At 70.1% G+C, this 13,105-nt stretch carries 10 protein-coding genes and 2 pseudogenes; 2 read left to right on the forward strand and 10 right to left on the reverse strand.

Annotated elements, in window-relative coordinates; all coding sequences use genetic code 11:
• Positions 1 to 32 precede the first annotated feature (32 nt).
• Positions 33 to 248, forward strand: a complete 216-nt coding sequence (locus OG858_RS22140; protein WP_327724392.1) for a type II toxin-antitoxin system VapB family antitoxin — start codon at positions 33 to 35, stop codon at positions 246 to 248.
• Entirely contained in the window at positions 245 to 667 is a 423-nt protein-coding gene (locus OG858_RS22145) for a PIN domain nuclease (protein WP_086746650.1), read from the forward strand. The genes OG858_RS22140 and OG858_RS22145 overlap by 4 nt, the downstream gene beginning before the upstream one ends.
• 244 nt (positions 668 to 911) lie before the next feature.
• Here the strand turns inward: OG858_RS22145 and OG858_RS22150 are convergent.
• From OG858_RS22150 to OG858_RS22205, 10 genes and pseudogenes are all read right to left on the reverse strand, one after another.
• Positions 912 to 1,658, reverse strand: a pseudogene (locus tag OG858_RS22150) (tyrosine-type recombinase/integrase); the annotation flags it as partial.
• Positions 1,659 to 1,918: 260 nt separating this feature from the next.
• Positions 1,919 to 3,044, reverse strand: a pseudogene (locus tag OG858_RS48185) (acyltransferase family protein); the annotation flags it as partial.
• A 274-nt stretch (positions 3,045 to 3,318) separates the two neighbouring features.
• Positions 3,319 to 4,365, reverse strand: coding sequence for a hypothetical protein (locus OG858_RS22170; RefSeq protein WP_328544556.1), 1,047 nt, complete (start codon positions 4,363 to 4,365; stop codon positions 3,319 to 3,321).
• Between the two features lie 32 nt (positions 4,366 to 4,397).
• Positions 4,398 to 5,732: a DNA/RNA non-specific endonuclease gene (locus tag OG858_RS22175; RefSeq protein WP_327724394.1), complete on the reverse strand. Its 1,335-nt coding sequence runs from the start codon at positions 5,730 to 5,732 to the stop codon at positions 4,398 to 4,400.
• Between the two features lie 434 nt (positions 5,733 to 6,166).
• Positions 6,167 to 6,454, reverse strand: a complete 288-nt coding sequence (locus OG858_RS22180) for a hypothetical protein (RefSeq protein WP_328544555.1) — start codon at positions 6,452 to 6,454, stop codon at positions 6,167 to 6,169.
• A complete protein-coding gene (lanKC, locus tag OG858_RS22185; RefSeq protein ID WP_328544554.1) occupies positions 6,451 to 9,183 on the reverse strand; it encodes a class III lanthionine synthetase LanKC in 2,733 nt (910 codons plus the stop codon). Before lanKC ends, OG858_RS22180 begins: the two co-directional genes overlap by 4 nt.
• Before the next feature lie 62 nt (positions 9,184 to 9,245).
• Positions 9,246 to 10,913, reverse strand: a complete 1,668-nt coding sequence (gene mpaP / locus OG858_RS22190) for a daptide biosynthesis intramembrane metalloprotease (RefSeq protein ID WP_086746653.1) — start codon at positions 10,911 to 10,913, stop codon at positions 9,246 to 9,248.
• Between the two features lie 309 nt (positions 10,914 to 11,222).
• The gene (locus OG858_RS22195; RefSeq protein WP_086746654.1) at positions 11,223 to 11,966 is read right to left on the reverse strand and encodes an ABC transporter permease; all 744 of its coding nucleotides are present in this window, start codon (positions 11,964 to 11,966) and stop codon (positions 11,223 to 11,225) included.
• Positions 11,959 to 12,741: an ABC transporter ATP-binding protein gene (locus OG858_RS22200; protein ID WP_086746655.1), complete on the reverse strand. Its 783-nt coding sequence runs from the start codon at positions 12,739 to 12,741 to the stop codon at positions 11,959 to 11,961. The genes OG858_RS22195 and OG858_RS22200 overlap by 8 nt, the downstream gene beginning before the upstream one ends.
• Positions 12,738 to 12,935 carry a hypothetical protein gene (locus tag OG858_RS22205; protein WP_037689383.1) on the reverse strand — a complete coding sequence of 66 codons (198 nt, stop codon included), beginning with the start codon at positions 12,933 to 12,935 and terminating at the stop codon, positions 12,738 to 12,740. The genes OG858_RS22200 and OG858_RS22205 overlap by 4 nt, the downstream gene beginning before the upstream one ends.
• Positions 12,936 to 13,105: the final 170 nt, after the last annotated feature.

Here is a 13,105-nt window from a genome sequence, read left to right on the forward strand (position 1 = left end):
CTTGACTCCACATTTGATATCAGGAGGCGTAGATGAGTCGGACGGTTATCGACCTGGACGACGACCTGGTCGCGGACGTGGCGAAAGCCCTCGGGACGAACACCAAGAAGGAGACCGTCAACACCGCTCTTCGCGAGGTGCTGGAGAGCCGGCGTCGTGCCCTGGCTCTCGCCCGGCTGCGGGCCGCGGCGGGCGACGGCGCATTCGATCTGGAACTGTTCGAGAACAAGGAGATCTACCGCCGGTGAACGCGGCCCAGTTCCTGATCGACACCAGCGCGTTCGCACGGTTCATGCGCGGGGAAGCAGAACAGTACGGCTGGGACCAGGCCGCCGCGGCCGGACTCATCGCGACCTGCCCGATCACCGAGCTCGAGTTCTTCTACAGCGCACGGTCAGCCGCCGACCGGGCGCGCGGCATCGAGGACATGCGGCTGATCTTCGGCTGGGTTCCCGTCGACGACCGCGCCTACGACCGCGCCTGGCAGGTCCAGGAAGCCCTCACCAAGCAGGGGAAACACCGAAGTGCCGGACCTGTCGACCTGGTCGTCGCCGCGACCGCCGAGCTGCAGGGGCTCACCCTGCTCCATCGCGATCACGACTTCGAGTGCATCGCCGCGGTGACCGGACAAGCCCTCCAGTGGTACGGCCCGGAACACGGCAAGTAGGTCAGCGGTGGTTGCAGTTCTGGTTGCGTTCACCGCCGTACGACATCGTTCAGAAGCCCCACCCGAGTTGGCTGCACCGCAGGTCAGAACGCTCCCGCACATCCCCGTACCCCCGGACGAACATGTGGAAAGCGTGTTGGGTTCACACCCTCACGAGTTCGAATCTCGTATCCTCCGCCATTGCTCTCACCGGGCAATACGTCGAAGGGCCCCACCTCACGGTGGGGCCCTTCGATGTTGTCCGTCAGCCCTCGTTGTCCTGGTTTTTGTCCACAGCGGGTGTCTCCGGGGTTCCCCAGATGGCATCGGCGATCTTCCGGGCCACGTCCTTGAGCATGGCGTCCGGCACGTGGAGGTACCGGGCCCGCATGCCTGCGGAGGTGCCCGGCTCCCACCCCATGATCTGATCGATGACCCGGGCCGGGACACCGAGCAGCATGAGCACAGTGGCGGCCGTGTGCCGGGCGTCGTGCAGCCGACCGTCCCGAACCCCCGCCTCTTCCAGCAGACGCTTCCAGTCGTGGTAGTCCGTGTTCGGGCTCAAGGGGCCACCCAGGGGCTTGGTGAACACGTAGTCCGACTCGGCCCACAGGTCGCCGGCCACCTTGCGCTCGCGCTCTTGCGTCTCGGCGTGTGCCCGGAGCATGGCGACCAGCGGGCCCGGCAGGGGCACGGCGCGGCGGCCCGCTCGGGACTTGGTGTTCTTGGTCTCGCGCCGGACCTGCACCTTGGCCGGGCAGTACCCCGCCTTCCGGCCGCACGGTGAGGCATCCGGGCACCCGTGCTCGTACCGGGGGCGCAGACGGTTCCGGCGCAGCTTCAGGTACTCGTTGGCGAGGTCGACGTCAGACCAGCGCAGTCCGAGCGTCTCGCCTTGCCGAAGCCCGAGCGCCAGCGGCAGCGGCAGCGCCAGCGCCAGCGCCAGCGGCAACATCCAACGGGCGCTGTTCCGGCGCTTGTTGGCCTCCAACAGCAGGCACTGAACCTCTTTCGTGGGGATCCACAACGAACGCGGTCCTCGCCCTGCGGGAACACCTGCTCGCCGTGCAGGTGACACTGGGCAGCGAGCGTCTACGGCGTTCCGCGCGGCGGGCGTTGGCGAGGCAGCCCCGGGCCACGCCGTAGCACCAGGGCAGTACGGCGTCGGGGGCGCTCTCCGCCCTCACCTCCACCAGACCCGGTACGTCCTTGATGCGGCGCCACAGCACCAGCAGTGTCTCCGCGAGGACGTCCTCGACCTGGTCGGGAACCGCGCCCCCACCGCTGTACCGGCGCCTCTACACAGTGAAAGGTCAGCACACACACCGGCAACAGCACCACGTAGAAGGCCACTTCGACCACCACACTGTCCTGCCGCCACCGCCCGAACCTGTCGTCGCTCACCGCCAGCAGTACCGGATGTATCAGGTAGACCGAGTAACTGATCGTTCCCAGCCAGATCAGCGGGCGCGGTATCCGGCGGTGGCGCAGTGCCAGGCCCACGCCGAAGGTGAGTACGGCCAATAGGAACGCCGTGATCCAGCCGCGACGGGTGAAGTTGGACGTGTCACCGTGCCAGTACGCGCTTCCCACGGCGCAGAACAGCACCACGACCGTCGTCCACGCCGCGTACCGCCACGTGCTCTGGCCGTGCTCGGCCCGGTACGCGGCGGTGCCCAGGAACATCACGGCGAGGATGACCAGTCCCTCCCACATGGGGACGGTGCCGTTGAAGGCGACGAGGACGAGGGCCAGTACGCCGCCCAGCAATCCCCCGAGCAAGCGCAGTGCGGGCGATGCCGCGCTCGCGCAGCAGACGGCGAGCAGCATGGTGACGGCGGCGAACGCGATCAGTGGGCCCCTGCCGACCGTGTCGGAGACCGCGGAGGCCGGCAATGCGACCCCCACCGCCACGCTCGTGGCAGCGAGTACGGCGAGTGGCGGAGATCGCCGCCGACCGCTTGTGCAGACGGACCGTGAAGAGCGCCACGACCAGCACATAGAAGGCCATCTCGTACGAGAGCGTCCACGGGACGAGCAGGAGATTGGGCGTGTCCAGCAACTCCTGGAGCATGGTCACATGAGCGAGGGCGACCGCGGCGACGCTCTGCCCGTCGAACTGACGCCGCTGCGCGAAGCCCAGCATGTCGAGGGTGAGGAGAGCGGTGACGGCGACCGCCCACAGCGGGTACACGCGGAACAGTCGTCCGACCCAAAACGTCCGGACGCTGCCCCGGCGTTCCAGGGAGGCAGGGATGATGTAGCCGCTGACCAGGAAGAACACCATGATGCCGTAGCGGCTGGTGTTGAACTGCGGCATCAACTCGTGCCGGAACTCGGCCATATAGGAGTACGAGGAGTGGTCGAACACCACGACGAGTGCGGCGAGGCCGCGCAGCGCGTCCAGCCAGCCCAGCCGCGAGGGGCCGGCCGACGCGACGGACACGGGCCTTCGTGACCGAGCGGAGCTGAGCTCCTCCATCGGTTGAGGTGCGTGGCGTGGGGATCCCACACCAGTGATGACGTGTCTTCCCCTGTCGATGTTCAGCTGTTCGCCGATCACCCGCCGGCAGGTCTCGTCGCCGATGAACCGGAGAGTGTTCGGCGTCTTGCGGACGGCCGTAGCGCGGAACACGTCCCCTGGAAGTTCCTGTCGGCTCCTGGCGTGCCGGTTACTGGACCAGTTCGATGTGGGGATGGTCCGGTGATACCGGGCAGGCGTGGAGTTGCAGGCTGTAGGCGCCGGCGATGTCGAGAAGAGTGAAGTTCGAGGGCGGGGTGCCGATCAGGAGCGGAGTCGGGTTCGTCCGTTCCTCGTCGGGCATCCAGCTCTTGCTGCCGGAGTTCCATTCCGAGGACGCGATGGTGAGGAGCGGGGTCGCCTCGGTGCCGCATTCGGGGCAGGGGCGCGGCATGGGGTCGGTGAGGCCCCAGCGGGTCCAGCCGCCGGTCTTCCACCCGGGGGCGTGGCACAGGTTGCGGAAGTAGAACTCCTGCGGGTCCAACGCGCCGGTGCCGTCCCACGCGAATCCGGCCGTCTCCCACAGGTTCACGTCGCCCAACTGCTGCTGCAGTTCCTTGCTCAGCTCCAGGGGGCTGGGGTACTCGGTGACCTGTTCCGGTGCGAGCAGGCACGGCTCCGGGAGGTACCAGTCGAACTGGATCACGGGCGGCTCGGGCGGGGCCTCGAGGACGTCGGTGACGGAGGCGGAGGAACGCCAGACGAGGGCGGTTCGGGGGTGTGCAAACTCCTCGTGGTCGCAAGGGCACCACAGAACCTGGAGAAGATCGGCACCGGGAGGGCTGACCGGGAGGGGGACGTCGCGGGTGTAGATCTGGGCCACGGGAATCATGGGAATCGGGCCGTCGAACCACGGGTGGCCCTCGCGGAGCCGCTGCTCGATCTCCCGTTCCTCTGGCGTGATCGCGGGCGCCTGGGGGTCGCGGAGCCGGCGCTCGGCCGCCGCTGTACGGATGCGACGCAGGAGCCGGATCTCGTCCGGAGAGTGCATCTCGTCCGCCGCTTCAGTGTCGTGCGGCTCTACGCAGTGGGGCCATGGCTCGTCGGCGGGCCACAGGAGCGGCCCGCCGACCGAGTTGTCGTACACGGACGGAGACCCGGGCCGGGGATGCAACCGGGTCGCCGTGCGCGCCAGCGGGACCAGTTGAGGGAAGAGCGCGGTCACGTCGAACGGCCGCGGCGGGGTGGTGAAACTCATGCTGGCTCCCGATGGAACAAACTGACGGTAAATCAGTTACCCAGGTTGTACAACCCGGTGTTCTTCAGGGTGTTGGGAACATAGACGTTGGGGAACAGTTCCTCGGTCGTCCCATCCGCCTGTTCGATTTTAGCGTTCATCGTGACTCCCACCGGGATCGTGCTGGTGTCGTCGTTGTAGACGGGCGTCACCTGGTAGAAGACCGCGTCGTCCGTTCCGAGACTGGAGGAGGAGCCCCTGATCATTTTCTGCGCCATGGTCTCGAAGGTTCGCATGCTGGGCGTGCCGGTGTTCATCCCTGACTGCCAGCATGGGACGAGATTAACCTGTATACCCCTTCCGCCGGTGACCTTCGGAATCAGGTGACACCGGGCCTGCCCGTTGGTGAGCGAGTTGTCAGCCTTGAATTTCTCCGCGTCCTGCCAGCCCGGGATGTCTCCCTGTGCGTCGGTGCCCTCGGGAGCCGTCCTGTCCAGGCATGCCTGTGCCTGCGTCGGCCGCTGCCCGGGCGGGCCCAGCGGGGTGGTCGTCTTGTTGACGTGGGCGACCGGTTCGGTGGTGTTCAGGATCCACCCGTTGCCGTTGGGAAGCGCACCAAGCAACGTGGTGTCCAGGCAGCGGGCGTGCGGGCCGGTGTCTGGCAGAGTGAACTTCACCTCGAACTGGTCGGCGTCGATCACCCGTTGGTCCGCGAAGCCCTTGGTGAGCTGTGCGTCGGCGAACTGCTTGTCGGCGGCCGTGGCATGGGCACGCACACAGGGCGAGGTCCGATCCAGCTTCTTGCTGTTGCCGAGTACGTACGTGTCCCACTCGCCGTTGCCGAGGTTGGGGATCACCTCGACGCACTGGGCGCCGTCGGTTCGCCCTTCCTTCGTCTCGGCGAAGGGGAACTCGCTGCAGGTGTCGGTGCTGACAAGATCCGTCCGCGCCTTGAAGCTCCCGCAGGTACGGGCCGTGCGGTCGGCCACGCCGCTCGTCGACCGGGTCAGCGGCTTGCCCTTCTTCCCCCAGCCGCCGTCGAGGATCTCCAGATGGCGTCCCTCGGGCAGAGCGAAGGCATTACTGGGGTTTCGGTAGGAGTGCCCACCGTCGTTGATCCAGACGCCGTCTGCCGACCTCCAATGAGCTGGAGCCCATTGGCCCTGGTTCTCAAGGATCATCCGCGCGATTTCGGCGGGCTCCTCGAAGCGGATCGCCGAACTGTCCCGGTCGCGGATCGCGCGGGAGACGATGGCCGAGGTGCCGGGCGGACGGCCCGGGCGGGGCCGGTTCCGGATGCGGAGGCCGCGGCGCTGTCGGCGGGGCGGAGGTGTCCGGGGGGATGTGCCGGTGACCTCGGAGGCGTATCGGCGCCGGCCGGTACGCACGCCCGCGGAATCGCGAAACCGGCCACGATCAAGGCGCCTGGGCTCGTTCGCCAGGCCGGCGGCCACGTCAACGATCTGACCGGCGCCGGGGTCGGCCGTAGGCAGGTCGCCGAGTGGGCAATCGCCGCCTCGATCCGCGGCCGCCGAACAGGCCGGGATCGCCGTCGGCCACCTCAAAGGCATCGACGACGCCGTGGCCTACCTCACCGACAAGGCCGCCTACCTCCGCGACGACACCGCGTCGGCCGTACGGCCGGCCGGTCGCGACGGGCATCACCGAGGGAGCGTGTCGCCACCGGAGACCTCCGAGGCCTGGCCGGAGCCGGCGCCGTGCTGGGGCTCCGTGTCCGACACGCCGCCAACCACTGGGCCCGATACCGCAGCACCCTCATCCTGCCGCCTGATCAACCAGCACCCTCATCGCATACGCACCCTCACGTGCGGTGCGTGATGTCGGTCCAGCGCCAGGCTCGCAGGGACGAGTCGGTGAAGATGCGGTCCAGCGCCCTGCCCAGATCCGGGTCCGTCTCCGTCTCCGGGTCCGTCTCCGTCTCCGGGTCCGTGGGCCACCGAAGGCGAACGGTGAAGCGTTCGCCCGCGAACTCCGGTTCGTAGTCCCAGCCTTCGGGCAGCAGGGCGATGAACCGTACGGCTGCCAGTTCCGGGGCACCGGCCGCCTCGGTGGAGCGGGGTTCGATCAGGACGACGCGGCGGCCCGTCATGAGGGGCGCCGGCGGGAGGACGGGAAGAACGGCAGGCTCCCGCCCGAGCCCAGTGCCTCGTCAAGGGCGAGCAGGACTCCCGCTGTGCCGGTGGCGAGGTCGGTCGACAGGCGCAGGGTCTGGTCGCCGAGGAAGGCGGGGTGGCCCGCGTACGGGATGGCGTGCCAGCCGAAGGCCACCAGGTGGCGGCGTACTGCGGCCTCGGTCTCCGACTTCGGCTCCAACACCGACTTCGGCTCCGACCCCGGCTCCGGCTCCGGCGTTCTGTCGCGCAGGTGACGCAGGGCGAGCGTCGCCCCGGCGCGGCCCTGGAACAGGCCCGCCTGGGCTTGGTAGAGGGCCGCCACCGATGACTGGAGGAGGGGGAAGGAGTCGTTCAGCTCCGGCTCGGGGAAGGGGAGATGAGGGAGTACGTCGCTCACGACCATCGCCACTCCCGCCCCGCCCACCGCCAGGTACGGCATCCGGCTGATGCCCGGCCCGGCCGACAACTCGGCGAGGTCGTGACGCAGCGCCTCCACCGCCCCGTGCAGCAGCTTCCGGTCACCCGTCTTCTCGTACAGCCGCAGCAGGAACAGTGCCGCGCCCGTCGCCCCGTACAGCAGGCCCGGTCGTGGGCGGGCCGCGTAGCCGCCCGGGGTACGGTCCGCGACCAGCTCCGCGAGGCGTTCGGCCGCGTCGAGGTGGCCGAAGTGGAGCAGGGAGAGGCCGATTCCGGGGAGGCCGGCGAAGAGGGAGCCGTCCAGGTCGTCCAGCGGCAGGGCGAGGGCACGGTCCAGGACTTCACGGGCCTCGACCGTACGGCCCAGGGCGTCGAGGGCGTACGCGATGCCGTGCAGGCCGTCGTAGAAGCCGGGGCGGGGGTCGGCCCAGCGGCGTACGCGCTCGGTCAGCCAGTCCACGTGTGCGGCCGGGATCTCCGTACCCGCGCCGCCCAGCGCCCACAGGACTCCGGCGGCGCCGTGGGCGAGGTCGAGGCCGCCGCCCGGGTCGGTGAACTGGGCGATGTCGCCGGGGAAGAGGCGGTCCTCGCGGTCCGGGGTCGCGGTGGCCAGGATTCCGGCCGCGAGTGACGCGCGCAGGGACGGCCAGTCGGCGGGGGTGAGGGTCTCGGGCCAGACCGGGGCAGCGGCGCGCTCGGCGCTCACTGCGGCCTCGGTGTCCGCCTCGGTGTCCGCGTCGGTGTCCGCCTCGGTGTCCGCCTCGGTGTCCGCGTCGGTGTCCGCCTCGGTGTCCGCGTCGGTCTCAGCGTGCGCGTCGGCCGCGTCGGCCTTGGCGGCCTCGGTCGCCTCGCCGCCCTCCGGGCCCGCCAGATCCGCCGCCACCCGCTCCGCGAAGTCCGCCGGTACCGGGAAGTTCTCCGTCACCAGCGCGATCAGCTGCTGTGTCTTCTCCCGGCCCCAGCCCACCACCACCGTCAGCGGCAGGAACACCGCGAGCCGCAGGCAGCCGAGCGCGTACCGGTCGACCGCCGCGCCCACGTAACCGGCCGGGGCGCGGAAGCCGGGCGCGCCGATCGCCTGAGGTGCCTCGTCGTCTACCGGGGTCGCCGTCTCCAGGTCGATGAAGGCGATCGTGCCGTCCGGCCGGACCAGGACGTTGTTGGGGTGCAGATCACCGAAGACCACACCCCGGGCGTGCATGGCCCGCACGCCCGCGTCGATCTGGTCGATGACGGACAACGCCCACGAGGTGTACGCCGCGAACGACCCGGGGGAGGCGTCGGCATCCGGGTTCAGCAGTGGGTTGGACTCGTGGATGCGGGTATGGAGCGATGCACCGGGCACGAACTCCCGTGCCAGGAAGTAGTGTTCGCGGCCTTTTCGGTAGTCGATCAGCGGCGGTACGCAGTCCAGTCCCGCCAGCCGCTCCAGCGCCCAGCGCTCCCGCTCCAGCCGGGCCACCGCGTCCGCGCCCTCCTCGTCGAGGCCGGCCAGCGGGCGGGCCTCCTTGAGGAGCACGGAGGCGGAGGCCTCGGTACCGGGGCCCTGGCGCAGGTCCGCGGCCTCGTACACGCCGCCCCCGTTGGAGAAGTGCAGCGCCCTGACCGCGCGGAACGGGAAGTCGCCCATCGTGCTCGCGTTACGGGCCGCCAGCGACTCGGCGAGGCAGTCCGGCAGCGTCACCCACGCGGGCGGCCGGAACCCGGGGCCGCGCACATCGGGGACGAGGCGGCCGTCCGGGTCCTCGATGCAGTGCACCGGGTCGCCCTTCGCGTCCCGGCCGAGGCGTGCGACGAAGCCGCCGTAGCGGACGTAGAGCGGGCCGGAGCGCCAGCGCAGGTCGCTGAGGATGTACGGGCCGGGCTCGCCGCCTATCTCGGCGTCCAGCTCGACGAGCACCCGCTCCAGCTGGGGCTCGTCCAGCGGGTAGACGGTGATGAACTTGCCGCTCGCGCCGCGGTCGCCGTACTTGCTGTTGCGCCGGCTCAGGACCTTGGCGCTGCGGATGTACTTGAAGGTGAGCCGCTCGCGTACGCAGTAGGCGCGTACGACGTCGAGGATGTGGTCGGCGTTGTCCCGGGTCGCCGAGACATGGATCTTCCAGCCCTGGCCGGGGAGTTCGGTGCGCGGCGGGGTCAGCACCACCCAGTCGCTGTTGACGGTCCGGGTCCAGCCCGCGGGGGGTTCCGCCACGACGTCGGCGGGCTCGGTGGTGGCAGCGGCGGTCGCCGGGTCCTCGTAGAACGCGTTGCCCGCCTGGCAGTAAGTCACATACCGGAGATCCATGATCGTTCTTCCTGTCCCTCTCCGTCTCGGCTTCTCGGCTTCTCGGCTTCTCGGCTTCTCGGCTACCAGCGCCAGGCCGGCGCGACGTACTTGGTGTAGAGCCACTCCCAGCCCGGCCGGCTGCCCGCGTCCAGCTGGGCCGCGCCCGAGACGTCGGCGGGAGTTCGGCCCTGCCCATCACGTGTCTCCAGCGGAAGGCCGAGCGCCGGGGTCGGCAGGGCCTCGCTGCGGACCGGGATCAGGGCCGACAGCGGGGCCATGGCGTCCGTGCCGTCCGCCCCGTCGACGGCGACCGTCGCGGCGCCGGTCTGCTCGCGGGTCGCGATGCCCGCGCGGTAGAGGCGTACCGGGGCACCGGCCTCGATCAGCGAACGGTCGGTGGAAGGGGGCAGGAGCAGCGTGATCCGGCCGTCCTTGGCCGTCGTATAGCCGCCGTTGACGGTGTACGGGACCTGGACCAGCTGCCCGAGTACCGCGATGGCGGCAGCGGCGAGGGCTAGCACCGCGCCGAGGCGCCAGGGGAGCCCGCCCGCCGTACGGGCCTCGCGAGCGAAGCGGCGTACGCCACGCGCCAGGTGGTGGAGGAAGTAGCCGATGCCGCACAGCACGAGGAGCGCGCCCAGGGCGCCGAGGCGCTGGAGGCTGTCCGACCACAGGGTGATCGCGCCCGCCACGATGTAGAGCGGGAAGGTCATGCAGAGCAGGCCGAAGGGGACCGCCCAGCGCACGCCGGGCAGTTCGCGGCGGTAGCCGGTGCCGCCGGCCAGCAGGCGGGCCAGCCATCTGCGGGCGTCGGTCATCGCCCGGTCGCGCAGATGCGGGATGTCGAGGTGACTCATCAGCGCGATGTAGCCGTCCAGCTTCACGAACGGCAGGAGGTTGAGAACGCCGGAGAGATAGGTGACGACGGCGTACACGAGGACCCCGTCGCGCGCCGCCGAGTCGCCCATGAAGAGGGTGGCGAGGGCGGCGCCCCCGGCGATGACGGTCTGTGTGGCGATTCCGGCGAGTGCGACCCGTACCCGCTGTTCCTTGCGCGGCAGCCGCCACCCGTCGGACACGTCGCAGAAGAAGGCCGGCGACATGTAGAAGAGCATCATGCCCATCCGGGTCGGCCGTCCGCCGTAGTACGTGAGGACCGCGCCGTGGCCGATCTCGTGGACGGCGGTGGTGGCGAGCACCGCGCCGATCACGCAGAGGTAGAGCAGGGGCGCGAAGGGGCGCCCCAACGCGCCCTGGAGATCGGCCGTCTGGAGGGCCAGGGCGAGCAGTCCGCCGATCGTGACGGCCGAGGCGACCAGGGCGGCCTTACGGTTCGCGGCGGCCTCGACCAGCGGGGCGAGCCGGGCCAGCAGCCGGTCCGGCTTGAGGAGGGTGAACTGGAGGGTGAGCGGCGGGACGAACCGGAACCAGGAACTCCGGTCCTTCTTCGGCACCCCGTCGTCCAGCACCTTCGCCCCGGCGAGCGTCCGCACCGCCGAGCCGACATCGGCCTGGGTCCAGGGCGCGCCGAGGGCGTCGGCCAGGTCGTCGTGGTCGCGTACGCCGTCGACGGCCCGGACGAGGCGGGCCAGGTCCTCCTGGAGGCGGAAGTACTGGTGGCTGCCGCGCTGCACCACCCAGGGCGCACCCGGCTCGGCCGGCTCGTGGACCACCACGTCGGGGGCGAGGCGGGGACGGGCCAGCCGCTCGGGGGCCAGTAGTACGGCACCGGCGGGTGTGCTGGACATGCCTGGTTCTCTCCTCAGGACGGCGGGACGTGGCGGGTTTCAGCGGACTCGGACGACGCGGGATGTCGTCGGGCGGCATCGGGCGGCATCGGGCGACGTCAGTGGCCGCCAGGCGGACTCAGACAGCAACAGATGCCGTCGGGCAGCTCGGACGAACGTTGGACGAGGGCAGGCGGCATCGGACGACATCAGATGTCGTCAGGCAGCATCGGACAACAACAGATGTCGTCAGGCAGCATCGGACAACAACAGATGTCGCCAGGCAGCTTCGAACAAGGTCAGACGACGTCAAGCGGCTGCGAACGACGTTCAGACGACGTCGCGGGCGGTGAACAGCTTCCGGGCGAGCAGCCCTGCGGCCGCGAGCCAGCCCGCGATCACCAGCAGCGCGAGCGGCGTGGACAGCAGCTCGGGCTTCATGTCCCGGTAGACGGAGCTCTGGGCGATCGTCATCAGGTATTTGCCGGCGTCCGGCACCAGGACCTGCACCGCCGGATCGACGACCAGGGTCAGCGCGACGACGGTCACGACGGCCCCGACCTGGTGCCGGACGATCCAGCCGATCAGCGCGCCCCAGGGAGCGGCGAGCGTGTTGACGGCGAAGACGCCCAGCAGGATCAGCCAGGTCTCGCCGTGCCACGCGGGCTCGGTCCCGTTGGCCGCGAGTGCCCCCCAGGCGGAGGCGAGGGACAGCGCGGCGGTGAACAGCGCGGCGAGGGCGCCCACGGCGGTGGCGATCAGCACCTTGGCGGCGAGCAGGCGGGTACGGCCGCCGCTCATCAGCACGGAGCGGCCGATGGCGCCCGAGGTGTACTCGCGGGACACGAAGACCGCGCCGAAGAGGGAGGTGAACAGCGACATCATGAACCAGGAGCGGACGATGTCATCGGTGACGGCTGCCCGGCCCATGGTGCCCTCGTCGATGGCCGTGGCGCCCTGGGAGGCGTAGCCGAGGGCACCGAGCAGGGACATCAGGACGCCGCACCCGGCCAGGATCAGCCAGCCGCGGCCGGTCCAGGCCTTGGCCCATTCGCCGGCGAGCAGGTTACGCATGGTTCTGTCCTCCGACAGCGGATGATGCGGTCGTCGCCGTGCCGACCAGGGAGAAGAACCGGTCTTCGAGGCGTTCCCCTTCGCCCGCGCCGACGAGTCCGTCGAGCGGACCGGCGTACCGCAGCGAGCTCTGGATGATCACGACGTCGTCCACGGTCTGCTCCACCTCGGAGAGCAGATGGCTGGAGACGAGGACGGTCCGGCCCTCGTCGGCCAGGCCGCGCAGCAGGCCGCGCAGCCAGCGGATGCCGTCCGGGTCGAGGCCGTTGGCGGGCTCGTCCAGGACGAGGAGTTCGGGGTCGGGGAGCAGGGCGGTGGCGAGCGCGAGGCGCTGCTTCATGCCGGTCGAGTAGCCCTTGACGGGGCGGGAGGCCGCGCCGTCGGCCAGGCCGACCAGTTCGAGGACCTCCTCGACGCGCTGCTTGGGCAGGCCCAGGGTCCGGGCCCAGATGGTGAGTTCGCGTCGGGCACTGGCTCCCGGCAGCGGTCCTACGGCGTCCATGCTGACGCCCACCCGGCGAGCGGCGTGGGGCAGTTCGGCGTACGGGCGGCCGAAGACGGCCGCCTCGCCGGAGGTCGGCCGGCACAGGCCGAGGAGCATCCGCAGCGAGGTGGTCTTACCTGCTCCGTTGCGGCCTAGGAGGCCGACGATCCGGCCGGGCTGCACCTCGTACGTCAGGTCGTCGACCGCCGTGACCTCGCCGAAGCGCTTGGTCAGGCCGCGCAGGGCGACGACGGGGGCGGCACCGGTGCTTGAGGCGTTCGCGGTACTCAACGGCGCGCCTTACGGAGGTTGGCACCGATCCGGACCAGGCAGCTCAGCATGACGACACCGAGGCCGGCCATGACGAAGATCTCGAGGCCGCCCGTCAGCTGCGTGGTCGCGACCGCCATGCCGAGCGGGATGAGAGCGCAGGCGAAGGCGAGGTTCTTGTTCTCGGCCGCTGCCTTGTCTCGGCTGTTGGCCATGCTGGACTCCTTGGTGGGGCGAGGTGGTGGAAAACGAAGCGCGGATTCCGCGGTGGCGGCCCAGGGTCCTGTGAGGTCCCAGGGACGCCGCCGCGGAAATCCGTATGCGGTTCAGTCGCCGCTGATCAACTGGATCCGGTGGATCCGGTGGATCCGGTGGATCCGGTGGA

It is taken from the genome of Streptomyces europaeiscabiei, from assembly GCF_036346855.1.
Taxonomy (GTDB): domain Bacteria; phylum Actinomycetota; class Actinomycetes; order Streptomycetales; family Streptomycetaceae; genus Streptomyces; species Streptomyces europaeiscabiei.